Annotated in this window: 24 protein-coding genes; 8 read left to right on the top strand and 16 right to left on the bottom strand. The window is 65.9% G+C overall.

The window, feature by feature from the left end; all coding sequences use genetic code 11:
* Nucleotides 1-73 precede the first annotated feature (73 nt).
* The 7 genes from ABIE08_RS16780 to ABIE08_RS16750 all read right to left on the bottom strand — a co-directional run bounded on the left by ABIE08_RS16780 (nucleotide 74) and on the right by ABIE08_RS16750 (nucleotide 8,246).
* Nucleotides 74-715, bottom strand: coding sequence for a lysophospholipid acyltransferase family protein (locus ABIE08_RS16780; RefSeq protein WP_354552744.1), 642 nt, complete (start codon nucleotides 713-715; stop codon nucleotides 74-76).
* 9 nt (nucleotides 716-724) lie between these two features.
* Nucleotides 725-1,702, bottom strand: coding sequence for a phosphatidate cytidylyltransferase (locus ABIE08_RS16775; protein ID WP_354552743.1), 978 nt, complete (start codon nucleotides 1,700-1,702; stop codon nucleotides 725-727).
* On the bottom strand, nucleotides 1,702-2,316 hold the full coding sequence (locus ABIE08_RS16770; protein ID WP_354552741.1) for a CDP-alcohol phosphatidyltransferase family protein: 615 nt from the start codon (nucleotides 2,314-2,316) through the stop codon (nucleotides 1,702-1,704). The genes ABIE08_RS16775 and ABIE08_RS16770 overlap by 1 nt, the downstream gene beginning before the upstream one ends.
* Before the next feature lie 113 nt (nucleotides 2,317-2,429).
* Nucleotides 2,430-3,014, bottom strand: a complete 585-nt coding sequence (locus ABIE08_RS16765) for a hypothetical protein (RefSeq protein ID WP_354552739.1) — start codon at nucleotides 3,012-3,014, stop codon at nucleotides 2,430-2,432.
* A gap of 123 nt (nucleotides 3,015-3,137) precedes the next feature.
* Nucleotides 3,138-4,568, bottom strand: coding sequence for a sigma-54 dependent transcriptional regulator (locus tag ABIE08_RS16760; RefSeq protein ID WP_354552738.1), 1,431 nt, complete (start codon nucleotides 4,566-4,568; stop codon nucleotides 3,138-3,140).
* A gap of 116 nt (nucleotides 4,569-4,684) precedes the next feature.
* Nucleotides 4,685-6,451 (bottom strand): tetratricopeptide repeat protein, encoded by a 1,767-nt coding sequence (locus ABIE08_RS16755; protein ID WP_354552736.1) that lies wholly within the window; start codon nucleotides 6,449-6,451, stop codon nucleotides 4,685-4,687.
* Between the two features lie 10 nt (nucleotides 6,452-6,461).
* Nucleotides 6,462-8,246 (bottom strand): hypothetical protein, encoded by a 1,785-nt coding sequence (locus tag ABIE08_RS16750; protein ID WP_354552734.1) that lies wholly within the window; start codon nucleotides 8,244-8,246, stop codon nucleotides 6,462-6,464.
* Between the two features lie 478 nt (nucleotides 8,247-8,724).
* Between ABIE08_RS16750 and ABIE08_RS16745 the strand changes: the two genes are divergently transcribed.
* From ABIE08_RS16745 to ABIE08_RS16735, 3 genes are all read left to right on the top strand, one after another.
* A complete protein-coding gene (locus ABIE08_RS16745) occupies nucleotides 8,725-9,597 on the top strand; it encodes a TIGR01459 family HAD-type hydrolase (RefSeq protein WP_354552733.1) in 873 nt (290 codons plus the stop codon).
* A gap of 138 nt (nucleotides 9,598-9,735) precedes the next feature.
* On the top strand, nucleotides 9,736-10,773 hold the full coding sequence (locus ABIE08_RS16740) for a bifunctional riboflavin kinase/FAD synthetase (protein WP_354552731.1): 1,038 nt from the start codon (nucleotides 9,736-9,738) through the stop codon (nucleotides 10,771-10,773).
* A 105-nt stretch (nucleotides 10,774-10,878) separates the two neighbouring features.
* Nucleotides 10,879-11,481 (top strand): hypothetical protein, encoded by a 603-nt coding sequence (locus ABIE08_RS16735; RefSeq protein WP_354552729.1) that lies wholly within the window; start codon nucleotides 10,879-10,881, stop codon nucleotides 11,479-11,481.
* A gap of 57 nt (nucleotides 11,482-11,538) precedes the next feature.
* On the opposite strand, the gene ABIE08_RS16730 is transcribed toward ABIE08_RS16735, so the two are convergent.
* A complete protein-coding gene (locus tag ABIE08_RS16730; protein WP_354552728.1) occupies nucleotides 11,539-12,231 on the bottom strand; it encodes a L,D-transpeptidase in 693 nt (230 codons plus the stop codon).
* 256 nt (nucleotides 12,232-12,487) lie between these two features.
* Between ABIE08_RS16730 and ABIE08_RS16725 the strand changes: the two genes are divergently transcribed.
* A complete protein-coding gene (locus ABIE08_RS16725; RefSeq protein ID WP_354552726.1) occupies nucleotides 12,488-13,138 on the top strand; it encodes a DNA-3-methyladenine glycosylase I in 651 nt (216 codons plus the stop codon).
* Here the strand turns inward: ABIE08_RS16725 and ABIE08_RS16720 are convergent.
* The 6 genes from ABIE08_RS16720 to ABIE08_RS16695 all read right to left on the bottom strand — a co-directional run bounded on the left by ABIE08_RS16720 (nucleotide 13,135) and on the right by ABIE08_RS16695 (nucleotide 19,598).
* Nucleotides 13,135-13,293, bottom strand: coding sequence for a hypothetical protein (locus tag ABIE08_RS16720; RefSeq protein WP_266333564.1), 159 nt, complete (start codon nucleotides 13,291-13,293; stop codon nucleotides 13,135-13,137). The genes ABIE08_RS16725 and ABIE08_RS16720 overlap by 4 nt on opposite strands.
* 160 nt (nucleotides 13,294-13,453) lie before the next feature.
* Nucleotides 13,454-14,440, bottom strand: a complete 987-nt coding sequence (gene hisG / locus ABIE08_RS16715; RefSeq protein WP_354552725.1) for an ATP phosphoribosyltransferase — start codon at nucleotides 14,438-14,440, stop codon at nucleotides 13,454-13,456.
* A complete protein-coding gene (locus ABIE08_RS16710) occupies nucleotides 14,437-15,549 on the bottom strand; it encodes an ATP phosphoribosyltransferase regulatory subunit (RefSeq protein WP_354552723.1) in 1,113 nt (370 codons plus the stop codon). The genes hisG and ABIE08_RS16710 overlap by 4 nt, the downstream gene beginning before the upstream one ends.
* Nucleotides 15,550-15,554: 5 nt before the next feature.
* Nucleotides 15,555-17,045: a histidine--tRNA ligase gene (hisS, locus tag ABIE08_RS16705; RefSeq protein WP_354552721.1), complete on the bottom strand. Its 1,491-nt coding sequence runs from the start codon at nucleotides 17,043-17,045 to the stop codon at nucleotides 15,555-15,557.
* A 185-nt stretch (nucleotides 17,046-17,230) separates the two neighbouring features.
* On the bottom strand, nucleotides 17,231-17,695 hold the full coding sequence (locus tag ABIE08_RS16700) for a DoxX family protein (protein WP_354552720.1): 465 nt from the start codon (nucleotides 17,693-17,695) through the stop codon (nucleotides 17,231-17,233).
* 151 nt (nucleotides 17,696-17,846) lie between these two features.
* Complete coding sequence (locus tag ABIE08_RS16695) at nucleotides 17,847-19,598, bottom strand: ABC transporter ATP-binding protein/permease (RefSeq protein ID WP_354552719.1); 1,752 nt, start codon at nucleotides 19,596-19,598, stop codon at nucleotides 17,847-17,849.
* 248 nt (nucleotides 19,599-19,846) lie between these two features.
* Between ABIE08_RS16695 and ABIE08_RS16690 the strand changes: the two genes are divergently transcribed.
* Nucleotides 19,847-20,461 (top strand): L,D-transpeptidase, encoded by a 615-nt coding sequence (locus ABIE08_RS16690; protein ID WP_354552718.1) that lies wholly within the window; start codon nucleotides 19,847-19,849, stop codon nucleotides 20,459-20,461.
* Nucleotides 20,462-20,509: 48 nt separating this feature from the next.
* Here ABIE08_RS16690 and ABIE08_RS16685 read toward each other — a convergent pair whose 3' ends face one another.
* Nucleotides 20,510-21,172: a TetR/AcrR family transcriptional regulator gene (locus ABIE08_RS16685; RefSeq protein ID WP_354552717.1), complete on the bottom strand. Its 663-nt coding sequence runs from the start codon at nucleotides 21,170-21,172 to the stop codon at nucleotides 20,510-20,512.
* 252 nt (nucleotides 21,173-21,424) lie between these two features.
* Between ABIE08_RS16685 and ABIE08_RS16680 the strand changes: the two genes are divergently transcribed.
* The 3 genes from ABIE08_RS16680 (at nucleotide 21,425) to ABIE08_RS16670 (ending at nucleotide 26,068) form a co-directional block, all read left to right on the top strand.
* On the top strand, nucleotides 21,425-22,669 hold the full coding sequence (locus tag ABIE08_RS16680) for an HlyD family secretion protein (RefSeq protein ID WP_354552716.1): 1,245 nt from the start codon (nucleotides 21,425-21,427) through the stop codon (nucleotides 22,667-22,669).
* A 176-nt stretch (nucleotides 22,670-22,845) separates the two neighbouring features.
* On the top strand, nucleotides 22,846-24,414 hold the full coding sequence (locus tag ABIE08_RS16675; RefSeq protein WP_354552715.1) for a DHA2 family efflux MFS transporter permease subunit: 1,569 nt from the start codon (nucleotides 22,846-22,848) through the stop codon (nucleotides 24,412-24,414).
* 154 nt (nucleotides 24,415-24,568) lie between these two features.
* Nucleotides 24,569-26,068 carry an MDR family MFS transporter gene (locus ABIE08_RS16670; RefSeq protein ID WP_354552713.1) on the top strand — a complete coding sequence of 500 codons (1,500 nt, stop codon included), beginning with the start codon at nucleotides 24,569-24,571 and terminating at the stop codon, nucleotides 26,066-26,068.
* A 60-nt stretch (nucleotides 26,069-26,128) separates the two neighbouring features.
* Here ABIE08_RS16670 and ABIE08_RS16665 read toward each other — a convergent pair whose 3' ends face one another.
* On the bottom strand, nucleotides 26,129-26,701 hold the full coding sequence (locus tag ABIE08_RS16665; protein ID WP_354552837.1) for a glyoxalase superfamily protein: 573 nt from the start codon (nucleotides 26,699-26,701) through the stop codon (nucleotides 26,129-26,131).
* Nucleotides 26,702-26,829: the final 128 nt, after the last annotated feature.

Raw genomic sequence — 26,829 nt, 5'->3', positions numbered from 1 at the left:
GCAGATTGTCAAGGAGACGGTCTCGAGGCCGGTCTCACTTTTTTGGGCGATGACCGATCGGACGATGCCGAACTCAGGCCCATTCGGAGCTGGGCGTCTCGCTGCCGAGCGTATCGACGGCCATCTCCAGGCGCTGGACGAAGCCCTCGCCGGCGCCCGTCATCGGATGGCCGATCACCACATCGCAGAAGAATGGGACAGGAAGATGAACGCCCTTCGGCAGCACCTTGCCGAAGCCGCGCAGGAACACCGGCAGCACCGGAACGTGAGGGCGACGGCGGGCAATGTGGGCGACGCCGCGCTTGAAGGCCTGGCGCATTTCCGGTTCGCCGCGCGATCCCTCGGGGAAGAAGATCAGGATATCGCCGGCGTCGAGCGCGGCCAGCGCATCGGCCAGCGGATCCGCGCCGCCCCGGCCGCTGCTGCGCTCGATCGGCAGGATTCCGATCAGGTCGACGGCGAACCATTTGAGCAGCCGGTTCTTCAAAAAATAATCCGCCGCCGCCACGGCCCGCACCCGGCGCAGCTTCCGGAGCGGGAAAAGCGACATCAGCGCCAGCGTGTCGAGATGGCTGTTGTGATTGGCCGCGATGATCACCGGCCCATCCTTGGGAAGCCGTTCGCGATGACGCACGGAAAGGCCGATCGCCACCAGAAGGAACGGCCGCACCAGAAGCGCGAAAAACAGCAGTCGCAGAATGTCGCGGGCGGTCATCGAGGATGCTCAAAAATAGAAGTAGCGGACGGCGTGGAAGAAGATCGGCGCGGTGAAGACCAGGCTGTCGATGCGATCGAGGATGCCGCCATGGCCAGGCAGCATGGTGCCGGTGTCCTTGATGCCGAGGTCGCGCTTCACCGCCGACATGACGATGTCGCCGAAGAAGCCGGCGGTGGCCAGCAATCCGCCGATGACGGCCGCCTGCCAGGCGCCGATCGGCGTCAGGATCGGCGCCAGCGCGGCGGAGAGCAGGATCGTCGCCACCAGGCCGCCGAGAAAGCCGCCGATCGTCTTGTTGGGCGAGACCCGCGGCGTGATCTTGCGCCGGCCGATCAGCTTGCCGGAGACGAACTGGGCGACATCGTTGAACTCGGTCGCGATCAGCAGGAAGACCAGCAGCCCCGCCCCCATGCCGAGCGGCGCATCGGGCGGCGGCACGGCGAGCAGATAGGCGGCGTGGCTGACGGCGAAGACCGAGGTCATCAACCCCCAATGCAGGGTGCCCGCCGCCTTGAGGAAGCCCTGCGTCTCGCCACGCAGCACCATGGCGGCCGGCAGGATCAGGAACATGTAGACGGGGATGAAGATGACGAACATGCCGTACCAGCCGATCCCGACCCAGTAGTACTGGACCGGCACGGCGAGATAGGCGACCAGCAGCACGACGCGGTCGGCCTTCCGGGTCGGGATGATCGTCAGATATTCCTTGAGCGCCAGATAGCTGACGAAGGCCAGCAGCACGATCATCGCCGTGCGGCCCAGCGCCAGCGCGACGACCAGCAGCGTGACCATCGCCCACCAGCTGCCGATTCGGGCCTTCAGCTCCCGCCGCTTTTCATTGGCCTTTTCGTCCTCCGCCGGCGGAGCGGCGCGCATCCACACCAGCAGGGTCGCCGCGAGCAGGCCGAGAACGACCAGCACCAGCGTGATGACGATCTGTGCCGGCAAGCCGAACAGAACGAATTGGAAAGCGATATCCGACATCAGGCCTCCGCCCGCAGCGCGTGGCGGGCGCGGTTGAAGCAGGTCCAGATGGCGAGGAAGGCGAGGAGCAGCATGATGCCGTCCAGCCACCAGCCCGCCGGGACGCCGATCGCGATCAGGAAGGCTGCCAGGCCCACCACCGCGGCGCGATCCGATTTGCCCATCGGCCCGTCATAGCGGCGGCCGGCGCCGAGCGCCTGGACCAGCACGCCGACGAATTCGGTCAGGATCGCCGCGATGACGAAAAGGACGATCGGGAAGGCGTGCGCGCCATAGGGCGCCAGCGCCGGCACCAGCGCCAGATAGAGCGCCGCGTCCGACACGACGTCGCCGACCTCGTTCAGGATGGCGCCGAGCTGGCTCTTCTGGTCATGCTCGCGGGCGATCATGCCGTCTATGGCGTTGAGCGCCATCCGCACGAACAGGAGCAGCGGCAGGAGCAGCAGGCTGGCGCGGTCGCCGGCAAGCCACCACAGGGCGACGGCCGTGGCGACGCTGGCGAGCATCGCGGCGATCGTCACCTGGTTGGCCGTGACGCCCCGGGCGACAAGCCCGCGCGTCAGCGGGCGCAGCAGCGCCTGAAAGCGCGGCTTCAGATCATAGACAGAGGTCATTCAGCGCGTCGCAAAGCAGGAGAAGTCGGAGGACACCCGTCCAGCGTTCCGCCATCCTGCGCCCGGCCGGACCGACTGGGCTATGATAGCTGTCACAGGCCTGGACCGGCAGCTCAGCCGGAGATCGAGAACGGCAGTTCGACGGGCGCGGAGCGGCCGGTTGCGGCGTCGGTCACGGTCAGCACCAGCACGTAGTCGCCCGCCTTCAAGGCCGGCAGTTGGACGCCGACGGTGATCTGGAACTCGCGGTTGCGATTGCGGCTGATCTTCTCGAACAGCGCCGGAGCCGACGACTTGGTCAGGATCTGGCCGCTGGCGTTGCGGATCTCGATCTCGGACGAGAGGGCGATCTTGTAGCCGTCCGCGACCTCGGCCCAGCCGAAGCCCTGCGGCTCCAAATAGATTTGGATCGGGCTGGACGCGCCGAAGCGATTGCCGTCATGCGGGACGTAGTCGCCAAAGCCCTTGGCGTCGTCGACGAAGCGGGCGTTCTTCAGCGTGAGCGGCGCATTCTTCCAGAACGCGTCGACAGCGCCATCCAGCGCGGCCTGGGCCTCGGCGGTCTTGCCGGCCTGGAGCAGGGTTTCCGCTTCTCCGGCCTTGTCGGCAACTTCACCGGCGCCTGCGACGCCCGACACAGCGAAAAGCAAAGCGCCCGCCACTGCAATCCCGGAAGCCCGGGATGCCCAGTCCTTCATGTCTTTCCCCTCGTCTCGGGCGCGGCAAGCGCCCGTACAGCCCCATTTCGCGCGAACATGCCGTTCCGCCGCGTCCTGCGCAAGGGCCTCCACAAAGGAGGATTAATTCAGCGCCGCAACGGCTTATGCGGTCCGGCGCTCCAGCCAGGCCTGGCGCTTGCGATAAATCGTCGAAGGACTGATCTCGAGCGCCGCCGCCGCGCGGGCGATATTGCCGCCATGCGCCTCGACCGCGCACTCGATGATCGATCGCTCCTGCTCCCAGAACGGGGCCACAACCCCAGGCGCGGCGCGGGTTTCTACGCCGGCGAACTCGCCCGACGCCGCCGTGGCGCCCCGGCGGATCGTCGGCGGCAGCATGGCCAGCGTGACCTCGCTGCCCTGGTGCAGCACCACCATGCGGCGGATCGCGTTCTGCAGTTCGCGGACATTGCCCGGCCAGGGATGGCGCATCAGCATGGCCGCCGCCTCGGGATCGAAGCCGCGGAAGCCGCGCGATTCCTCGGCCGCATAGCGCGAGAGAAAGGCCGAGGCGAGCGGCAGGATGTCCTCGGGCCGTTCCCGCAGGGCGGGAAGCTGGATCGGCAGGACGTGCAGACGGTAGAAGAGATCCTCGCGGAAACGCCCTGCCGCGATCTCGACAAAGGGATCGCGGTGTGTGGCGCAGACGATGCGGACGTCGACCCGCCGCGTCGCCACGTCGCCGACGCGCTGGACGGTGCCGCTCTGGATGAAGCGCAGCAGCTTCGCCTGCAGGCCGAGATCCATCTCGCCGATCTCGTCGAGGAACAGCGTGCCGCCATCGGCGAGCTCGGCGGCGCCAAGCCGCGTCTCGGTCGCGCCGGTGAAGGCGCCCCGGACATGGCCGAAGATCTCGCTCTCCATCAGGTCTTTGGGGATCGCGCTGCAATTGATAGCGATGAAGGGCTTGTCGCCCCGGCCCGAGCGGGTGTGGATCGCCTCGGCGCAGAGCTCCTTGCCGGTGCCGCTTTCGCCGGTGACGAAGACCGGCGCGCGCGACGGCGCGATCCGGCTGATCTGGTCGTAGACCGTCGTCATCGCGGCGGAACGGCCGATGAAGCCTTCGAAATCCTCGCGCGCCATGCCGGCCGTGGCCGGCTTCGGCCGCGCGGCTTCGGGAGCCCGGGTCTCCAGCGGCTTGGTGGTCGACCATTGCGCGATCGCCGCGTCGAGCCGGTCGAGCAGCGCCGCCGCGCCAAACGGCTTGGGCAGGAAATCGATGGCGCCCGCGCGCATGGCGGCGACGGCGGCATGCACCGAGCCGCGCGCGCTCATCGCGATGACGGAGGAATCATTGGCGGCGAAGCTGCCGAGCTGGTCGACCCCGCCGACGGTTTCGAGATCGGCCACCACGATCGAATGCGGATGGCTGACGAGGCGTTCGATCGCCTCGGCCTTGGTCGCGAAAGCAACCGTCGAAAAACGCAGCCCCGCCTCGGACGCCAGATGCGCGGAAACGGTGCGCCGCTGCACCGGATCGGCATCCACGATCAGAACCTGAACGAGCTCTTGCGAGCCGCCAACGAAACCCATGCCTGGAAGACCCCTCTTCCGCCGCGAAACATTTTCCGCGACAGACCAACCTTCTCAGAACAGGGTAAACAAAACGTTCCGAAACATCCGCCAATCGCGTGAAACGACAGGCGATTTCAGCTTTGCAGCCCGGCCTGCCGGGCGGCGGCGACCAGCTTGTCCACCAGTTCCGGGTTCGGCAGCACGCGGTTCAGCACCGCCGCCGGGTCGGCCGCCATGGCCGGGTAGCGGGCGCGCATGCGGGCGGCAGCCGCGTCGCGGGCATCGGAATTGCTGGCCGCGATGATCTCCAGGAGCGCCGCCAGCGGGTGATCGGGCAGGTCGACGCGCCCCATCAGCTTGCGCAGCGTCTCGGTCTTGCCGCCCTGGAAGGCCGCCAGCGCCAAATAGAGATCGTACCAGGGCGGGTAAGCCGTGTTGCTGCTCGCGGCCTCCTCGATCAGCCGCTGACCGAGCTGGTAGCGGCCGGCGACGATCAGCACCTGGCCCTGCGAGGCGCGGATGTCGGTATCGAGCGGATTGAGCAGCATGGCGCGGTTGCCGGCCTCGATGGCGCGCTGGATCTGGCCGGTGGAATAATAGGTGAACTGCAGCGCCTGCATCGCCCGCGCACTGGTCGGCGCGAGTTGCACGGCCAGGGCGGACGCCTTCACGGCGCGGTCGATGGCATCCGCGTGAAGCTTGGGATCCGTCGCCACTGCGCCTTCGGAGAGATAGAGCAGGCTCAGCTGCGCGTAGGAAAGCGCATAGGCCGGGAAGCGATGCGTCAGTTCCTCCAGGCAGGCCTTCACGTCGGCATGCGACTTCGGCGTGTAGCTTTGCCAGAAGTTGAACGAGCGGATCACGCAAGGAAACCCGTCATCGGGAAGATCGCTGCGGGTCAGCCGATCGGACAGGACCACCCCGTAGGGCTGGGCGATGGCGGTGGCGATCGCGCCCGTCAATTCGTTGATGGTCGCGGAGGGGCGGATCGGATTGCGCGGCAGGGTCATTTGCGACGACCAGATCACACGGCCCGTGGCGCGGTTCGTCAGCATGGTCGAAACGGAAATGCCGGCCACGCCGGACGACAGCCGGCCGCTCACCTGGTAATCGGCGTCGCCATCCATGCGGGTGACCACCGTGACCTCGTCGAAACGCGACATGGCGGTGGCCAGCATCACCGAAAACTGGCTGCCGGAGACGCCGAGCGACGTCTCGTCCGTGACGGCGAAGGGGGCGACGAAGATCCTTGGCGCCTGAGGCTTGGTGGCAGGAAGCCTCGCGCTAACCGTCGTTTCGTTCTCGGCCGCGTCGGCAATGCTCGCCTGGGCCCTGCCCAGATCCGCAAGCAGGCGCGATCCGCCGGACATCCCGAAGGCCAGGAGCACCGCCCCGACCAGGAGCGCTGCGGAAAGACGAAAGCTCCAGGATTGCCCTGCGACCGGCAGCGGCGCAGGTGGAGCCGTCAGCGCCTCGTCTTCCAAGGGCGCGGCTTCTGCGTCCTCCGAAGGCTCGGCTTGGCGGTCCTCCACGGCGACGCGTTCAAAGCGGGGCACGTAGCTGCCGCGCGGAACGGTGATCCGAAGCCGGGCGTCGGCGCCCTCGGCAAGATAATAGGCGTCGAGCGCCTTGCGCAGCCGTCCGGCCTCGACCCGGACGATCGGATCCGAGGCGGGATCGAACGTTTCCGGCCGGCCGAGCGCTTCGGTCGCGATCGAATAGGCCTTGATGCGATCCGCCTCTCCCGCGAGCGCCTTCTCGACGACGTAGCAGAGGAAGGCGCTCAGCTGTCGCGAGGCGACGAACGAGGCGCAGGCCTGGATGTCGGCAAGGGCGGCCCTGATTTCGTCCGGTTCAATATCGGCACCGGTTGGCCCGACCCGGGAATCCTGTTCGGTCATGTTGCTACCATCAGGTGCCGACGCCGGCTTTATGCAGTGCGTCCTGGAGGCGGCGAGTAAAGGGCGAAGGCGGAAACTGTCGGCTGAGCGCGGTTGGCATGTCGGTCGCAAAGAGAGGCATCAATTCATAGAGCACCTGCACGGCGGCGTCCCGTGCATCGATCTGACCGGCGGCATCATAGGCCAAAATGCGCGCGATCGCACCGTAGGGAAGCAGCGACACATCCGCCATGACGGCGCCGGACATCGACTCGGTATGCATCGGCTTGCCAAGCCGCGCCAGAAACTCCAGCGAATCGTAGAAGGAAACGTGGGCGGGATCGAGCAGTCGCGCCGCTGCCGCTTGCTGCAGGGCCTGGTCGGGATAATCCGAGGCGATGAGCGCCAGCACATATTGCAGCCGCGACAGCGGATCGTGCGGATTGGAAGAAATGGCACGGAGGCCGACGGTGCGCGCGGCCTCCAGATCGCCCTTGGCGAAGGCGACCGTCGCGACCGCCGTCATGGCGCGAACGTTGGCGGGCTCGAGCTGCAACGCCTGGCGCGCCAGTTCGTCGGCCTCCTTCAGCGCCTCCCGCGCGGCGGCCGCATCGGGATTGAGCCGGAAATTCTCCATCAGCAAAAGCGCCCGCGACGCCCGCGCATTGGCGAAATTGGGATAGCGCTCGATCAGCTCGGCCAGACAGGTGTCGAACCGGCTCCACGCCTCGCCATCGAGCCGGTGCTTCTGCAACTGGGCCTCGATCAGGCAATCATAGCCGCTCAATTCGCCAGCCAGCCCGTCATCGCTGCGCGCCACGAACTGGGCGATGGCGCCGAATTGCGGCGCGATGGCCGTCGTCGCCACGGCCAGCAGACGGTCGATGCCCTGGCGCGACATCAGCTCGGAAAGGGGCATGTCGATCGAGGCGCTCCACAGCACCTCGGCGGTTCCCGTCGAAAGCAGCCGCATCGCGACGGTGCTCTTCCGGTCCGAAACCAAAATCTCGCCTTCCAGGCGGAAATCCGCCGCCTGCCCGCGATCGGAGAGTACGCGCAGTTCCGGGAAGCGGGCGAGCGCTACGGTGAGGCCGGAGACCAACTCCTCGCTGCGGTCCGCGATTTCGCCCCCAGCCGGCGCGGAGAACGGCATGACCTCGATGCTGGGCAAATAGGGGCTGGTCGCCGGCGGTGCCACCGCTGAACTGGATGCGATCCGGGTGGGAGCTGTGGCGGTGCGATTGACGGGCTGCGTATCCGCCATGCGCTGCTGCAATAAAACGAAGGTGCCGAAGAGCGCGATGGCAATCGCCGCCAGGATGGCGCCGATGACAATCGCGTTGATCCCCGGCCCGCGCGATGCCGGTTCCGGCGGCGGATTGGGGAACGCGGGAGGCGGCTGCGGCATCGCCGCGGCGTCCGGCAGGGGTGACGGCAACGGCGGCAGGCGCTCGAAGCGCGGCACATAGGAGCCGCGCTCGACGACGATGCGGACCGGGCCGTCGGCGCCGCTGCGCTCATAGTAGGACGCCAGTGTCCGGCGCAGCCGGTTGGCCTCGACGCGCACGATCGGGTCGCGCTGCGAATCGTAGCCTTCCGGCCGGCCCAGCACCACGGTGCCGATGGTCTGGCCCTTCAGCGTGTGCTCGTTGCCCGCGAGGCGGGCTTCGACGATGTAGGTGAGAAAGGCGCAGAGCTGGGGCGAGGCGACGAACTCGGCGCTCTTCAGGATCTTTTGCAGAGCAGCACGGGCCTGGTCCGCGTCAACCTCATCGAGGTTGAATGCAGACCCTGAGTCGGGCGGCATGTAATTCACGACCCTTCCCTATCTCCTGCACAAGTTGACGTCGCCCCTGTCGGTCCGACAGGACAATACCGGCCGGCCGCCCGAGGCCGGTCATCTTGCGCCGCTCCGGGCGCCCAAGCACAGCTTTGTTCCCCTGGAACAATTGGAGGGGGAAAAAGGCAAAGAACTGTGCCGGCACATCCGATAGCTCACCCGACTGGGTAACATGGACTTGGTGCGCGCCGAACGGAGAAAACGAAAATTCCCCATGTTTGGGCGGAGTTGACGTTACGCAACCCCACCGCTTTTTCTTGTCGAGATCAAGGCCGGATGGTGCAAATCGACGTTTGAAACAATACTAGCGACACACCGGCCACAGATAGTGCGCGTCCATTGCCCCTGCAAACCGCCGCCGCGGACCGCCGATCGGCACCAAATTCATGCGCCGCCCGCTCAATCCGGCAGGCGCGAGCTTGACCCTTGCGAGCGGAAGCAATACGCCCCGCTTATGACCAATACGACCTCGCCCATCGCTGTCTCCGGCCTGTCGGAGCTCGCCGCCCAGTATCGTGCCGTCCTCTGCGACGTCTGGGGTGTCATCCACAATGGCGTGCGGTCGTTCGCGCCCGCCTGCGACGCGCTCGCGCGCTATCGCGCGCAAGGCGGCACCGTCGTGCTGATCACCAATGCGCCGCGCACCAGCCATTTCATCGTCGAGCAGATGGGGACGCTGGGCGTCAGCCCGGATTGCTATGACGCGATCGTCACTTCCGGCGACGTCACCCGCGCCCTCCTGCTGGAGCGCGGATCCGCCAAGACGTTCCATGTCGGCAGCGAGCGCGAGAAGACGCTCTATGAAGGCCTCGACCTGCAGTTCGTCGGCGAGGGCGACGCGGACCTCATCTCCTGCACCGGCCTGTTCGACGACACCGTCGAGACGCCGGACGACTACGCCGAGCGCCTGGCCGCCTGGCACCGGCGTGGCCTGCCGATGATCTGCGCCAATCCGGACATCGTCGTCGAACGCGGCGACCGCTTCGTGTGGTGCGCCGGTTCGCTCGCCGAGCGTTACAAGGCGATCGGCGGCACCAGCTACGTCGCCGGCAAGCCCAATGCGCCGATCTACGAGGCAGCCTTGAAGAAGGCCGAGGCGATCCGCGGCGGCCCGATCGCTCGGGACACGGTCATCGCGATCGGCGATGGCGCGCCGACCGACCTGCGCGGCGCCTGCGACCAGAATCTCGACGTGCTGTTCGTCACCGGCGGCATCCATTCGGCCAGCTTCGGCCCGACGGAGGCCCCGGAAGCCGCGGCCGTCCACCGCTTCCTCGCCGAAAAGGATCTCGGCGCCCGGGCTTTCGTTCCGCACCTCACCTGGTAATCGGACGTTGGGCGCCGCGCCTGCCGGCGCCCTCGAGCCTCACTCCGCAGAAAGTCGCGGCTTGACCCTGTTCGAGCGAGAGGCCAATTTCCGGCCGCAGCCGCCCTCGCCCCACCGGCCGGCTCAACTGGAGCCATCATGACGAGCGCCAACGCGCCCCTGCCGCCCGCCCGGATCTTCCCGCTGGATGCCCTTCCCACGGAATATCGGCGCGGCGCCATCGCCATCGGCAATTTCGACGGCATGCATCGCGGCCACCAGGCGCTGCTCGAAGCCGCGCGCAGCGAGGCGGACGCCCATAGCATCCCCGCTCTGCTGCTGACCTTCGAGCCACATCCGCGCAGCGTCTTTCGACCCGACGCGCCGCTGTTTCGCCTGACCCCGGTCGAAGCGAAGGCCCGAATCGCGGCCGCATTCGGACTGGACGGCATCGTCGTCGTCAATTTCGACCCGGAATTCGCGAAGACCACTGCGACCGATTTCGTCGACGCCATCCTGGTGCGGCAGCTCGGCATTTCGGCTGCCATCATCGGCCACGATTTTCATTTCGGCCACGACCGGCAGGGTTCGCCCGCCTTCCTGGCGCATGCGGGCGTGCGTCGCGGCTTCACCCTGTCGGTGCTGGGCGCGGTGATCGACGAGCATGGCGACGCCTTCTCCTCGAGCCGGGTGCGCCGCTGCCTCGAACAGGGATCGATCGCGGCGGCCAATACCGAACTCGGCTATCGCTGGTTCGTCACCGGCACGGTACAGCATGGCGACAAGCGCGGCCGCGAGCTCGGCTACCCCACGGCGAATGTGCGGCTTCCTGCCGATTGCGGCCTGGCGCTCGGCATCTATGCCGTGACCCTCACCCGCGCCGACGGCAGCGTGCACCACGCGGTCGCCAGCTATGGCCGCCGGCCGACCTTCGACAATGGCGCGGTGCTGCTGGAAGTGCATGTGTTCGATTTCAACGACCAGCTCTACGACGAGAGCGTCATCGTCACCTTCCACGCCTTTCTGCGCTCGGAGGCGCGCTTCGACAGCATCGAAGCGCTGATCGAGCAGATGGACCGGGATTCGCTGAATGCGCGCCGCGTTCTCGCCGCTGCGGGCCCCGGAACGGCGCTGGATCAGCGGCTCGCCACCATCGCGCCGCCACCGCTTGTTGCCCCGGCAGGCTCGATCCGATAAAAGGGCGCGCAAGACCGTGCCGGAATTTTGCCTGCTTTTCTGCGTTTAACAACGGCACAGGCTAAGGTGTGCCGATTCGAGCGCGCCCAGGAGTGACCGATCGACATGCCCGCTTCGACTGTTCAGCGTTATCTGGTTCTCCCCGCGGGAGCCCTCGTACTGGCCGCCCTCGCGGGCTGCTCCGGCACGACCTACGGCACAGGCGTATCGCCCGAGACGCAAACGCTGACGGACGTCATGAGCATCGCCAGCCTCGGCAGCGACGACAAGCCGCCGATCGACTACAAGCCGCGCGGCGGCATCGTCGTTCCGCCGTCCAAGTCCCTCCCCCCGCCGGGACAGACGGTCGCGGCCGTCGACGATCCCAACTGGCCGAAGGATCAGGACGTCGCCCGCCGCAAGAAGCGCGAGAACGACGCCGTCGCCCCGAACAGCGAAGGCGCGCCCAATCTGCGCCTCGCGCCGGGCGAGACCAGCTTCAGCCGCCGTGACGCGGAATATTCCGAGGCCCGCAAGGCCGAGGGCAAGAAGGCCTGGAATGACCTGCACGCCGGCAAGTCCGGCTCGGTCAATGCCGATGGCACGCCGAAGCGCAAGTACCTGACCGAGCCGCCCGTCGCCTATCGCGCCGCCGACCCGAACGCGCCGATGACCGAGCCCGAGAAGACGAAGAAGAAGTTCGACGTCACCAAGCTCTGGCCCTTCTAGGCCGGACGCACGCGCGACATACAAAGGGGGCCGAGGCCCCCTTTTTCATGCCTGGCTCTAGCGGACGACGACCCGCGTGCCAACGCCGACCCGCTCGTAGAGATCCTCGACATCCTCGTTGCGCATGCGGATGCAGCCCGACGATACCGCCTTGCCGATCGACCAGGGCTCGTTCGAGCCATGGATGCGATAGAGCGACGAGCCGAGATAGAGGGCGCGCGAGCCCAGCGGATTGTCGAGCCCGCCTTCCATGCGCACCGGCAGGCCGGGGCGCCTGGCGCGCATCTCGGCCGGCGGCGTCCAACTCGGCCATTCCGCCTTGCGCGTGATGGTATGGGCGCCGGCCCATTCGAAACCGGGCTTGCCGACACCGACGCCATAGCGCCGCGCCGTTCCGTCATCCTCAATGAGGTAGAGATAGCGCGACTCAGTATCGATCACGATGGTCCCCGGCCGCTCCGATCCGTCATATTCGACGATGGCCGGCAGGAAGGCCGGATCGAACTGGCGCGACTTGCGAGCGGTGGGACGTTCGGAACGCGGCATCAGGCCGACCGTCTCTGTCGCCCCGCGCGAGCGGCGGGGCGCGCTATAGGTCGGCCGCTCCATCCACCAGGCCTGCCCCTCCTCCGGATACATCACCGGCGGACGCGGACTGTAGCGGTCATAGGCCTGAACTGAATCGGGGAGTGCGGCCAGCCCCAGCAGGGCGAGGCCGGCGAGGACGGTTCTTTGCAACGGACTACGCATGGACGCCTCGAATGGAATGGCTCGGGGGGTAGGCTGACGGGTCGATCGTTTCCAGCCTCGCGGCCGGTCCTGCTCCCGACGGTAGATAAAGCAGGCAAAGGAAAGGTGAAGCGGTCGGACGGTCAAGCGGGATGGTGAACGGAAGGCTAACGGGGCATTAACAACCCAGACGCGTTTTCGTTGCCAGAACGGCCCTTGCCCTCGCGCCTCGGACAGTCGTAGAAGCAGGGAACAAAAGACGAACTTCGAGAGTCCCATGTCCCTCCCCGATGGTATCCTTGCCGGCGAAGACGGCGTTTCCCGCTGCTGGTGGTCAAACGGCACCGCCGAGTACCAGGTCTATCACGACAAGGAATGGGGAAGACCGGTCACGGACGACCGTCGCCTGTTCGAGAAGCTCTGCCTCGAAGGCTTCCAGTCGGGCCTGTCCTGGCTGACGATCCTGCGCAAGCGCGAGACGTTCCGGCAGGCTTTCGCCAATTTCGAACCGGAGAAAGTGGCGCAATTCGGCGACGAGGACATCGCCCGGCTGCTTGCCGATACCGGCATCGTGCGCCATCGCGGCAAGATCGTCTCTACGATCAACAATGCCCGGCGCGCGCTGGAACTGATCAAAAGCGAAGGCTCGATCGCAGCCTATGTGTGGAGTTTCGAGCCGCCGGCGAGCGAACGGCCGGATGCGTTCGACAAGGCAAGCCTCACGGCCAACAGCACGTCACCGACTTCGGTGCGGCTGTCGAAGGATCTCAAGCGACGCGGCTGGAGCTTTGTCGGCCCAACCACCGTCTACGCCTTCATGCAGGCGATGGGGCTGGTCAACGACCACGTCGAGGGCTGTCACTGTCGCGCCGAGGCGACGCGCCTGCGCTATGAACTCAAGCTGCCAGGCAAGGCCTCGGCGTCTTAGTAGCCGCCGTAGGAACGACGACCGCGACGGTCGAGGTCGCGCTGGATCATCTCGAGGTCGATCAGATCGCCAGCCTGGGCGAGCTGTGCGGCTTCGGGGTCGAAATTCACGTATTCCGACCAGCTGCGGCGGAACTTCTTCAAGGACTTGAACATCTGCGTGTCTCCCGTTGGTGGGTGATAACGCAAAGGTAAGCTGTTACTCCCGCATTGCAAACGCCCATGTTGCAACGCAGCAATGCAGTTCCTGCATGACAATTTACAGCGTGTCCGCCGTCACCGCGCCTTTCCGGCGCGGTGAAAACGCGAATTCGGACTAGCCCCGCGCGCGTCCGTCGATGCGGCCCAGCAGGTGTTCGGCCAGCGGACTGGTGGCGGAAAACACCGTGTCGAGCCTGGAAACGGCCACCGTGCGGGCGCCGGCGCCGGTGCGGAGCCATTCAGCGCAGGCATAGACCTTGGCGGCCGGGCAGTGCAGCAACAGGTGCCCCGATGGCATGCCAAACGGCGTCGTCGCGCCGAAACGATCGGCGGCGACCTTGGCAGCCCCTTCCGGATCCGCGACGTCGGCCCGGATCTCGCGCAATGAGCGTCCGGCCGATTCCGCCTCGATGCGGTCGATGATGGTGCGCAGGGCGCCGCGCGCCGCGCCGCTCCAGGTGGCGGAGAGGCTGGCGACCAGATGCGCCTCGGACTGCAGGATGACGCCGTCGCCCACGATCTTGAGCGCGTTGGCCGCGAGCGTGGAGCCCGTCGACGTGATGTCGACGATCAGGTCCGCAGCGCCCGAAGCCGGTGCGCCCTCGGTCGCGCCGAGGCTCTCGACGATCCGATAATCGGCAATCCCGTGATGGGTGAAGAAGCGCCGGGTCAGGTTGACGTATTTGGTGGCGACCGTCAGCCAGCGGCTGTGGCGCGAGCGGAAATCGGCTGCGACATCGTCGAGATCCGCCATGCAGCGGACATCGATCCAGGCCTCCGGCACGGCGACGACGACGTCGGCATGGCCGAAGCCGAGCGGCAGCACCAGGTCCAGGCGCTGGGCGAAATCGGAGACTTCCTCCTCAACCAGGTCCCGCCCGGTGATGCCCAGATGCACGGAGCCGGCGGCCAGTTCGCGCGTGATTTCGGAGGCCGAGAGAAAGGCGACCTCGACGTCGGGCAGGCCGCCGATGCGACCGCGATAGGAGCGCTCGCTGCCCTGCTGCACGACCGGCAGGCCGGCGCGGGCAAAGAAGGCGTTGGCGTTTTCCTGCAGCCGCCCCTTGGAGGGCACGGCGAGGACGAGCGGGGCGTCGGTCATGCCGTTTCTCCCTTGACGCGATCGAGCCAGAGGGCAAAGCCGACGGCGGGCACGGTGGACTTGGCGCCGAGCAGCGGCATCAACCGGTCATAGCGGCCGCCGCCGACGACCTGCTGGCCGGCCGGAAGCGCCTGGTCGTAGATCTCGAAGACGAAGCCGGAATAATAGTCGAGACGACGGCCGAAATCGGCGGCGAAGTCGAGCCGTTCCAGGTCGATGCCCCGCCGCGCCAATCCTTCGGCTCGTTTCTCGAAGCCCTCGACCGACGCGTCGATGCCCAGCTTCTCGTCGCGGGCGAGCGACTTCAGATCGTCGAGAACCAAGGATGGCTTGCCGACAATGCCGAGGAAACGGCCCAGCACCGCCTGCGCGCGCTCGTCGAGCCCGCCGCCGGCGGCCAGCGCCGATTGCTCCAGGAACCGGTCGGCGATCTCGCCGGCGGAACGGCCGCCCACGGCGCGGATACCGGCGATCGACAGCAGGTCCTCGACGATGCGGTGCGCCGCCTCGTGATCCGTGCCGTCGATGGCAGCCAGAAATCCGGCATGCGCCGGCGTCTCGGCCGAACGCCCGGTGGAGAGACGGGCGATCGTCGCGTCGAGACGGGCGCGGTCGCCGAAGGCGCGCGACAGGCGGCGCTTCCAGACGGCCGCGATGCCCAGTTGCTCGATCACGGCGGAAAACAGCGCCGAGTCGCCGATACGCACGATCGGCTCGTCGAGGCCGTAAATGCGGACGGCATCGAGGGCCAGCGCCAGCACGTCGGCGTCGGCGGTGATGCGATCGGTCCGGCCGAGCGATTCGACGCCGGCCTGCAGGAATTCGCCATTCGCCCCACCCGGGCGCTGGCGGAAGACGGGGCCGAGATAGGCGTAATCAGCCGTGCGATGAGCGTCGCCGGACGCAATGTGCTGCAGGCAGACCGGAATGGTGAATTCCGGCCGCAGGCACTGCTCGCGCCCATCGGCGCTGGTCGTCAGATAGAGACGGCGGCGCAGATCCTCGCCGGCGACGTCGAGAAAGACGTTCGCCTCCGAGACGATCGGCGGCTCAACGAAGCGGTAGCCTGCCTCGGAAAGAAGAACGCGAAGTCGGGTCGTCTCGACCATGTCCATTACCCCGCTTGCCGCGCCAGGATCTCGCGCACGGCGGCGACCAGATCCGTTTCCGGCACTTCGACCTGCGCCGGACGGGCTTCCCGCCAGACGGCGTTGTCGGTGATCTCGGCCGACATCTGCTTGCCGAGCGCCAGATCCTTGACCTGGATGACGCCCTTGGCCTTCTCGTCACCGCCCTGGATGACGACGCAGGGCGCATTGCGTTTGTCGGCGTATTTGAGCTGCGCCTTCGGCCCGGAACCGCCGAGATAGAGCTCGGCACGGATGCCGGCGTTGCGCAGTTCCGTGACCATCTTCTGGTATTCGCCGATGCGGTCGCGATCGAAGATCGTCACCACGACCGGACCGATCTCGGCCTCCGCCGAAACCTTGCCGAGCGCGGTCAGCGCCGCCATCAGGCGCGAGACGCCGATCGAAAAGCCGGTTGCCGGAATGGATTCGCTACGGAAGCGCCCCACCAAGCCGTCATAACGGCCACCGCCGCCGACCGAGCCAAAGCGGGCGGGTTCGCCCTTCTCGTTGACCGTCTCGAACAGCAGTTCGGCCTCAAAGACCGGGCCGGTGTAATATTCAAGGCCGCGCACGACCGAGGGATCGATCTTGATGCGATCGGAATAGCCGGCCGCTGTGGTGATGACCGAGATCTGGTCGAGTTCGTTCAGGCCTTCGACGCCGGAGGGGCCCAGTCCGATGTTCTGGCGGATGCTCTCAACGGTGGCCTCGTTGCCGACGCTCGATTGCGCGGCGACATATTTCATCACCGTCGCGACGCCGGCTTCATCCAAGCCCGCGCCCTTGGTGAAATCGCCGCTCTCATCCTTGCGGCCTGCGCCGAGGAGCAGTTGGACGCCTTCCGGGCCGAACTTGTCGAGCTTGTCGATGGCGCGGAGCACCGTCAGCCGCTTGCCGGCATTTTCGGGCCCCGCCAGGCCGATCGACTCCATGACGCCGTCGAGAACCTTGCGGTTGTTGACGCGAATGACGTAGTCGCCGCGGCTGATGCCGAGCGCCTCGATCGTGTCGGCCATCATCATGCACATTTCGGCATCGGCGGCGGGCGACGCGGAGCCGACCGTATCGGCGTCGAACTGCATGAACTGGCGGAAACGGCCGGGACCCGGCTTCTCGTTGCGGAAAACCCAGCCATTGCGATAGCTGCGATAGGGCTTCGGCAACTGGTCGTAATTCTCGGCGACATAGCGGGCGAGCGGCGCGGTCAGGTCATAGCGCAGGCTCAGCCACTGCTCGTCATCATCCTGGAACGAGAACACGCCCTCATTGGGACGGTCCTGGTCGGGCAGGAACTTGCCGAGCGTATCCGTATATTCGATCAGCGGCGTCTCGACCGGCTCGAAGCCATAGAGCTCGTAAACGCCCCGAATCGTGGCGAGCATCCGGTCGGCCGTCTTGATCGCGCCGGCATGGCGATCGACGAGCCCACGCGGCAGGCGCGCCTTCAAGGCGTTCGTCTTGTCTTTCTCGGCCATGTCGTCGATCCCGTCTCTCGAGCGATACATCTTGTACCGCATCCGAAGGTACATTTCGTACCGCATCTAGCGGCGCGTTTCGTACCCCATCGACCTTGAACGGGCAACCTCACCGGCGCATGACACGGAACGCAAAAGGCCGCCCCGAAGGGCGGCCTCTCAAAGCGTACTGCGAACAAAAGCACTTAGAAGGCGCGGCCGATCTTGGCGTCGACCGAGTACTGGTTGCCGCCCTTGAAGACGAAGTAGAGCGCTGCGAAGAACCAGAGCGAGGCATATTCGAAGCCGCCGGTCGCCATGAAGAAGCCGTTGCCGATATGGACGGTCAGCGTTGCGACCAGCAGGACGAAGGCAGCGACAAAGGCGGCCGGGCGGGTCAGCAGGCCGATGGCCAGGAACAGGCCGCCGAAGAACTCGCCGAGACCGGCGAGCGTTGCCAGCAGGACTGCCGGCTGCAGGCCAATCGAGCCAAAGAAGCCGGCCGTGCCCTCGATGCCGCCACCACCGAACAGGCCGAACAGCTTCTGCGCGCCATGCGGGACCAGCCAGAAGCCGACGACGAAGCGAAGAACCGCTTCGAAAAAGGGCGATGCAGCGTAAAGGCCGCCAAAGGCGGGCACGATCAGCTTCTGCGACGTCGTATCAGTCATGTTCATCTCCAGATGCCGGATCGGCATGTTCGATTGGTCTGGATCAAAACATAGACGATCCGATTGATCGCCGAAACGTAGCCGTCACACGACACACTGTTCAATCGGGGTAAACAATTCCGCGCAGGGCCTCCCCGCGCGGAACAACGTGTCACGCCGGCTGGAGCGCCACCTCCTCGCGCTCGACCAGCACATGGCCGCCCCCGCCATTCTCGACCAGCTCGAGGAAGCGGTCATGCAGGAGGGTGAGGCTGGAGCGGTGGCCGATCGACACTACCGTGGTGTGCGGCAGCCGTTCCCGGATCAGATTGTAGACCGACGCCTCTGCCTTCTCGTCCAGCGCGCTGGTGGCCTCGTCGAGCAACAGCCAATCGGGACTGGCAAGGATGGCACGCGCGATGGCGATGCGCTGCTGCTCGCCGCCGGACAGGCGATTGCCCCAATGCGCCACCTCGTCCAGCCGGTCCGCCAACCGCGACAGGCCGACGGCCTCCAGAGCCTCGCTCGCCTGGTCGGTGGAGAGCGTTTCCGCGTCGCGCGGATAGGCAAGAGCGGTGCGCAGCGAGCCGAGCGGCATATAGGCTTCCTGCGGCAGGATCAGCAGGTTGGAGCCCTCGGGGATCCGGATGGAGCCGTTGCCGAACGGCCAGATGCCCCCCAGCGCGCGGAAAAGGCTGGATTTTCCGGAGCCGGACGGCCCGGTCAGGAGGACGCGCTCGCGCGGGGTCAGCGTCAGTTGCGGCACGTCGACGATCTCGCGGCCATCGGGGAGATGCACCACCAGCCCGTTGATGACGAGATCGGCGTCGGTGCTGTCGGCGGCGAGCGCGGGTCCGGACTCGGCCAGGGCCTCTGAGTTCTCCATCGCCTTCTCGAAGCCGTCGAGACGATCGACGACCGCCTTCCAGCCCGCCAGCGTCGAATAGGCGGTGACGAAGAAGGAAAGCGCGCCCTGCACTGTGCCGAAGGCCGAGGCGATCTGCGTTAGCCCGCCCAGCTCGATGGAGCCTGCGAAATAGAGCGGACTGATCAGGATGAAGGGAAAGATCACAGCGAGCTGGCTGTAGCCGGCGGTGAGGAAGGTGAGCTTCTTGGTCCGGCTCATGATCTGGTAGAAATTCGAAAGCACGGAGCTGAAGCGGCCATAGAGCCCGGCGCGCTCCGCGGCCTCGCCCTTGAGCAGCGCGACTTCCTCGCCATTCTCGCGCAGCCGCACCAGGGCAAAGCGGAAATCCGCCTCATAGCGCTGCTGCTGATAGCTGAGCGCCACCAGCGGCTTGCCGACCCAATGTGTCACCAGCGTGCCCAGGATCGCATAGCCCAGCGCCAGCCAGACCAGATAGCCGGGGATCGCGTAGCTCTTGCCGAAGACCATCAGCGGCGCCGTCGACGAAAGGCTCCAGAGAATGACGATGAAGGTGACGAGCGTGACGATCTGGCCCAGCAGCGCAACGCCGATCGACAGCGCGCCATCGGTGAAGCGATCCGTATCCTCGGCCACGCGCTGGTCGGGATTGTCGGCAGGGTTGCCGACCAGCCGCATGCGGTAATGCGTGCCCTTCGACATCCATTGGTCGAGGTATTTGTGCGTCAGCCAGTTGCGCCAGCGGATCTGCAGCCACTGCGAAAAATAGAGCTGGTAGACGGTGGTGATGATCGTCAGCGCCGCAATCCAGGAGAAAACCACGAACATCTGGTAGGCGAAGGTCGGCCAGTCCTTCTTCTGCAGCGCCGTGTAGAAGTCGTTGTTCCAGTAATTGAATTTGACGTCGAGCCAGACGTTGAACAACCGCAGCCCAATGACGATCGCGAGCAGCCCGATCGCTACCCACATCTCGGACGAACGGAAATAGGGAAGCGCGATCCGCAGGACCGTACCCAGCGCCGATTTGAGCTTTTGCATGTCGATCTCCACGCGGAGCGGATCGCCGCCGCAGCGTATTCCAGCACTGTGGCGCGACGGACCTCACAGCGACATTGCCGCCGCGTTACCGAACATTAATGGCCGGAAGGGAGAATGCAGGCTCTGTGAACGCGATCACAATCACGGCCGCGTGATTCGCACGTCGGTTGCCGCATCCCAATCGCGATTCTATTCTACCGTATTCGAGAACCGCGCCCCGCGCGCGATGGACCTAAATGGGGGACTCCATGAACTTCCGACGCGTCATAGCCGCTTCGCTGCTGGCTGGAGCGGTCTCCATGACCGCAGGTGGCAGCGCACACGCGCAGAACTTCTTCCAGAAGCTGTTCCAGCCCAGCGACAATTTCCGCGCAACCGGTCCGGGTGCACCGCTTCCCTACAAATACCAGAAGCAGCGCGTGCGCTTCGCGACCAATGAAAAGCCCGGAACGATCATCATCGATTCCAACGAGAAGTTCCTCTATCTCGTCGAGGGCAATGGCAAGGCGCTGCGCTATGGCGTGGGCGTGGGCCGCGACGGCTTCGGCTGGCAGGGCAATGTGAAGATCGGCCGCAAGGCGGAATGGCCGGGCTGGACGCCGCCGCCGGAGATGATCCGCCGCGAGCGCAAGAAGGGCCGGATCCTGCCCGCTTACATGGAAGGCGGCCCGCAGAACCCGCTCGGCGCCCGCGCCATGTATCTCTACCGCGGCGGCCAGGACACCATCTTCCGCATCCACGGCACCAGCGAGCCGTGGACCATCGGCCACAACGTCTCGTCGGGCTGTATCCGCATGGTGAACGCCGACGTCAGCGACCTCTATTCCCGCGTGCCCGTGGGAACGAAGGTCGTCGTCCGCTAAGCGGCAACGCTCCGGGACGCCGCCGGGCGGCGTCCTTCACACCCAGCTTCAGCCGGCCAGGGCCGGCTGCGGCGCCTCATAGGCCTTCATGAAGATCTTGACGGCGCTGTCGACCCGCCGGGCGATCTCGGTCGGCCCGGGCGTATCGATGACGCCGAACAGCACGCTGCGCATGATGCCGCTCTGCGACAGCTCGACGAACTGCTGCGCCGCGAGGAGAGAATCCTCGATCTCCAGCACGCCGGCCTTCGTCTGCGCCTCCAGATATTTGGCGAGCAGTTCCGTGCAGAGCAGCGGGCCGTTCGAATAGAACTCGATCCCGATCTCCGGCATCCGGTTGATGATCGAGAACACCGACCGCATCGCCTTGATGTAATAGGGCTTGGTCAGGATGGCGCAGAGTTCGCGGCCGAATTTCTTCAGCACCGCCTCGACGTCGTGATTCTCGAAATCGAGCGAGACGATGCGAAACACCTCTTCGCGCTTCTCGGTCGAGATCAGTTCGACGAAGAGCTGCTCCTTGTTGGCGAAGTAGACATAGAGCGTGCCTTTCGAGACGCCTGCCGCGCGCGCGATGTCGTTCATGCTCGCCGCGTCAAAGCCCTTCTCAAGAAAGACCTGACTGGCGCCGCGCATGATCTGCTCGCGTTTGCGCGAATCCTGCCCCGCTCCACCTTCATCGGTGTCACGGGTAGCGTCGACGAGTGACACAGCGTTTCTCCCATCCGGCTGCGATCCCCCCGCCCGAGGCGGTTTTGAGTCGGGATCGCTTATGTCCAATTCAAAAGTACCAAGAAGCGGCGGCCAAACCAACTGAGCTGCCTTTTTGTGCGGCGCACGATTTTTATGACCGAACCGTTCAGTTCGATCTTGATTTAACCAGTCAATGGGACTAATTCAAGCGCCATTGACCGAACGGTTCGGTCAAACCCTTTTCCAGGGCTGAGAGACAGGAGACGAGTCATGGCAAAGGTCGCACTTGTCGAGACTCCTGAGGATACCGGTGTTTCCGAGCTGGAGCCGATCCAGCGCCGCAACGCCGAAACCACACCGCCGCCGCCAGCGGCTGCGCCCATTGCCGAGCGGCCCTCCGCGCCCGGCAACAGCGGCGAAGCCAAGCCTGCGATTGCCTCACCCCCGGCAAAGCGCGGCGGGCGGCGGCGGTTTCTCCTCCTGACCGTGGCAGCCGTCGCGATCGCGGCCGGCGCCTATTTCGGTCACGAATGGTGGACGGTCGGCCGCTTCATGGTCTCGACGGACGACGCCTATGTCGGCGCCGACACCTCCACGGTGGCGCCGCGCCTTGCCGGCTATGTCACCAAGGTCGCCGTTGCCAACAACACGGCGGTCAAGTCGGGCGACCCTCTCGTCTATCTCGACGATTCCGACCAGAAGCTGGCCGTCTCCGCCGCCGAGAACCAGATCGCCGCCCAGCAGGCCGCCATCGACCGTATCGACAAGCAGATCGAGGCTGGCCAGGCCGGCGTCGCGCAGGCCCGCACGTCGATTGCCTCGGCCAATGCGGACGCCGAACTCGCCGTGGCCGATCTCGCCCGTGCCTCGACGCTCGCCAAGAACCAGTTTGCATCGCAGCAATCGCTGCAGCAGGCGCAGGCCACCAAGGACAAGACCGCCGCTGCCGTCGAATCGGCCAAGGCCGGCATGACGACGGCCGAGGCCAATGTCGCCGTCCTGCAGGCGCAGCGCGTCGAAGCCGAGCGGGCGCTCGACCAGTACCAGACGACGCTGGAGCAGAAGAAGCTCGACCTCGACCATATGATCGTGCGCGCGCCCTTCGACGGCGTCGTCGGCAATCGCGCGGTCGATCCCGGCGAGTATGTCGCGACCGGGCAGCGCCTGCTGGCCCTGGTGCCGCTGCAGGACGTCTATGTCGACGCCAACTACAAGGAAACGCAGCTTGGCCGGATCCGGCCGGGCGCGACCGCGACGGTCAGCGTCGACGCCTATTCCGATGCCACGATCGAGGGCACGGTCGAAAGCGTGGCGCCGGCTTCCGGCTCGGTGTTCAGCCTGCTGCCGGCCGACAATGCGACCGGCAACTTCACCAAGATCACGCAGCGTGTCCCGGTGCGGATCCGCATTCCCGCCGAGGAAGCCGCCAAGGGCATCCTTCGCCCTGGCCTCTCCGTGGTGGTCGACATCGACAGCCGCACGGGCGGCAATGCCGCCACCGCGGCCCGCAACTGACCCAGCAAGCTTCTCTCCTTCGGGGGAGTGCTTCGAGAGGGGAGCCGGACATGCTGTCCCTACCGGCCCTCCGGCTCCCCTCTCGTTGAACCAAACCGACCGTCTGCGCACGGCCGTGCCGCCAGGTCCAGAAGCCTGGCGCTTTTCAGGGGTGAACGCACCCCCAGGAGACAGTCATGGCCGGTCCGCAACCACCCGCCCTTCCCGTGATGACGCCCCGCCGCACGCTTGGCTTCGTTGCCATGGCGGTCGGCATGTTCATGGCGATTCTCGACATCCAGATCGTCTCGTCATCGCTGACCGAGATCCAGGCAGGCCTTTCCGCCAGTTCGCAGGAAATCTCCTGGGTGCAGACGGCCTATCTGATCGCGGAGATCATCATGATCCCGCTGTCGGGCTTCCTCGGCCGCGCGCTGTCGACCCGCTATCTGTTCGCCATCGCCGCCGGTGGCTTCACCATCACCTCGATCGGCTGCGCCAGTTCCTCGTCGATCGGCGAGATGATCGCCTGGCGCGCGGCGCAGGGCTTCATCGGCGGCGGCATGATCCCGGCCGTGTTCGCCGCCGCCTTCACGATCTTCCCGCCCAACCGGCGCGCCATGGTGTCGGCGATCGTCGGCCTGATCGCGACGCTGGCGCCCACCGTCGGCCCGACCATTGGCGGCTATCTCACCAACATCTTCTCCTGGCACTGGCTGTTCCTGGTCAATGTTATCCCCGGCATCTGCGTGACTCTCGGCGTGCTGGCCTTCGTCGACTGGGACAAGCCCAACTTCAAGCTGCTGCAGCGCTTCGATTATATGGGCCTGGTCACGCTCGCTTTGTTCCTCGGCAGCCTCGAATATGTGCTCGAGGAAGGGTCGGCCAATGACTGGTTCCAGGACGAGACGATCGCGACGCTGGCCGTCGTGACCGTGGTCGCCGGCGTGCTGTTCTTCTGGCGCGTTCTGCGGGCGCAGGAGCCGATCGTCGATGTTCGCGCCTTCCAGAACCGCAACTTCGCCACCGGCGCGCTGTTTTCCTTCATGCTCGGCGTCGGTCTCTATGGCCTCGTCTACCTCTATCCGGTCTATCTGGCCCGGGTTCGCGGCTACGATTCCCTGCAGATCGGCGAGACCATGTTCGTCACCGGCCTGTTCATGATGATCACCGCGCCGATCGTCGGCCGGCTCGGCCAGAAGATGGATCCGCGCTACATGATGGCGTTCGGCCTGTCGCTGTTCGCACTCTCCTGCCTCGAACTGGTACCGATCACCAAGGACTGGGCCTTCAACGAGCTGTTCATTCCCCAGGCGATGCGCGGCGTCGCGCTGATGACGTCGATGATGCCTGTCTCGATGCTGGCGCTGGGAACCCTGCCGCCCGAGCGGATGAAGAACGCGTCCGGCCTGTTCAACCTGACGCGAAACCTCGGTGGCGCCGTCGGCCTGGCCGTCATCACCACGATCTTGAACAATCGCTGGGACCTGCACATCACCCGTCTGCACGAGCAGGTGCAGTGGGGCCGCGAGGCGGCGACCGAACGGCTCGACATGATGACCAAGGGCTTCGCCGCCACGATGGGCAGCGACGCCAATCTGGCGGCGATCAAGACGCTGACCCAGTCGGTCAAGCGCGAGGCGCTGGTGATGGCTTTCTCGGACGTCTTCCTCGTGCTCGCGGTCATCTTCGCGCTGATCGTGCTGCTGGTCCCGCTTGCCCAGAAGCCGCAGGCAGCGCCTGCCGGCGGTGGCGGCGGCCACTGAAACGCCGCGGTCCCACCGATCGGCCGGGACCGCGGATTGAGATCGTCGGGCAACGGGGCTAAGCTCCGGCCCATCTTTGCTGAATCAGAATGATCAGCCGTCTTTATCGCCCCGGCCCTACCCGGCGGGCGAACAATCACATTGGCGATACCCCATGGATGCTTCCGTTTCCGCGCGCCCCGGCCCGGCTCCGCTCGACCAGGCCACCATTCGCTCGATCGTGCTTGGCGTCATGCTGGCGATGTTCCTGGCAGCTCTCGACCAGACCATCGTCGCGACCGCGCTGCCCACCATCGGGCGCGAACTGGGCGATCTCCAGAACATCGCCTGGGTCGTGACCGCGTATCTGCTGTCGTCGACGGCCGTCACGCCGCTCTACGGCAAGCTCAGCGATATCCATGGCCGCCGCACGGTCCTGCTGATCGCGATCGTCATCTTCATCATCGGCTCGGTCGCCTGCGCGCTCGCGCCGACCATGACCGGGCTGATCATCGCCCGCTTCCTGCAGGGACTGGGCGGCGGCGGGTTGATCTCGCTCGCCCATACCATCACGGGCGATGCGATCGCGCCCAAGGAACGCGCCAAGTACATGGGCTATTTCGGCGCCGTGTTCGCGGCGGCCAGTGTCGCCGGACCCGTGCTGGGCGGCGTGCTTTCGGAATCGCTGAACTGGACCGTTATCTTCTGGATCAACGTGCCGCTCGGCCTGCTCGCCTTCGCCATGACCTTCAACGCGCTGAAGAAGCTGCCGCGCAACGACCGCCCGCACAAGCTGGACATCATCGGCGCGGTGCTGCTGGTCGCGGCGGCGGTTCTGCTGCTGCTGGCGCTCAGCTGGGGCGGCGTTTCCTATCCCTGGTCTTCCTGGGAGATCATAGGCCTGTTCGTCGCCTCCCTGGCCGCATGGGCGCTGTTCGTGTTCCGCGTCCTGAATGCGCCGGAGCCCTTCCTGCCGGTCGGCGTGCTGCGCGACCAGGTCGTGGCAACCGCCACGCTCGCCGGCTTCTTCGGCATCGGCACCATGGTGGGCCTCTCGATCTACATGCCGCTGTTCTTCCAGTCGGTGCTGCACATGTCGGCGGCGGAATCCGGCTTCGCGCTCATTCCACTCTCGATCGGCACCGTGTTCGGCGCGCAGTTTTCCGGCCGCGTCATGGCACGCGTCCAGCACTACAAGCGCTCGCCGATGATCGGACTGACAGTTGCGATGGTCCTGACCGGGGTCCTCGCGGTCTGGGCCGGCCGGCTCGACGTGATCTCGATCGAGGTCATCCTGACCTTCATCGGCGCCGGCCTCGGCACGCTGTTCCCCGTGACCATCGTCGTGGCGCAGAACGCCGTGCAGGCGCACCACCTCGGCACGGCGACGGCCACGATCAACTTCATGCGCTCGCTCGGCAGCGCCATCCTGGTGGCCGCCTTCGGCGCGATCTTCCTAGGCGGCCTGGGTGCGATCTCGGGCGGAACCGGCACTTCGGTCGAGGCCAAGATCGCCGCCGCGGCGGAGGCCGGCGTTTCGCTGGCCGGCGCGTTCAACGGCGTCTTCATCGCGGCGACGATCTGCATCGCCATCTCGCTGGCCCTGCTCGCGATCATGGAAGAGCGTCCCCTGCGCGGCGGCCGCAGCCCGGTGCCGACCGCCGTCGAAGTGTAGGACATCAAGACCCATTCCGGTCACTCGGGATGGGTCTCCGCGACCAGTCTGGAGAACGGCTTAGCGAGCGCCCGCGGGGTCGTTGTGTTCGTTGAATCGGATCCGGTTGCCGAACGGATCCGGCACCTCGACCATGCGGGCGTCGTAGCCGGTGTCTTCTAGCCCCGGGCGCGAATAGCCGTACTTCTTGCCGAGAAGTTCGCGATGGAAGGCCTCGATCCCACGCATCCAGACGAACACCGTCGAGCCCGGGCTCGCATCGCCATGGTGTTCGGACAGATGCAACAGCATGCCGGCGCGCGACACCTGCGCATAGAGCGGCATGCCCTCGCCGTAGCGATGTTCCCAATCGACGGTGAAGCCGAGAAAATCCCGATAGAATTCCATCGCCTTGGCGATGTCGAAGATCCGCAGGATCGGGATGACCTGATTGAACCGGATATCTCCGACGACCACGGCCTGCGCCTTGGGAGTGTCCGAAGCAATTTCGGCCGCCAGAATGTTCCAGTCGTCATAGCCAAACTGGCGGGCGACGATCTCGAGCGTTTCGCTATGGGAGAGTTCGATATTGCGCTCGGCCATGGAGGCCCGAAGCGCCTTTGCCATGGCTTTGGCATCGCGAAAATCGCGCATGTTTCCTGTTCCTTGCCTCAGGGCGAACGCAGTCACGTCAGCGCTTGCATTGCTGAGGCGTTCGCCGGAGCCAACGGATCAGGTTCATTCAGTCGGATACATTCACCATACCCCAAGAGGCGCAAGCG

The organism is Kaistia defluvii (genome assembly GCF_040548815.1).
Classification (GTDB): Bacteria; Pseudomonadota; Alphaproteobacteria; order Rhizobiales; family Kaistiaceae; genus Kaistia; species Kaistia defluvii_A.
The sequence above is the reverse complement of the archived record's forward strand: the minus strand, read 5'-3'. Positions and strand labels throughout refer to the sequence as shown.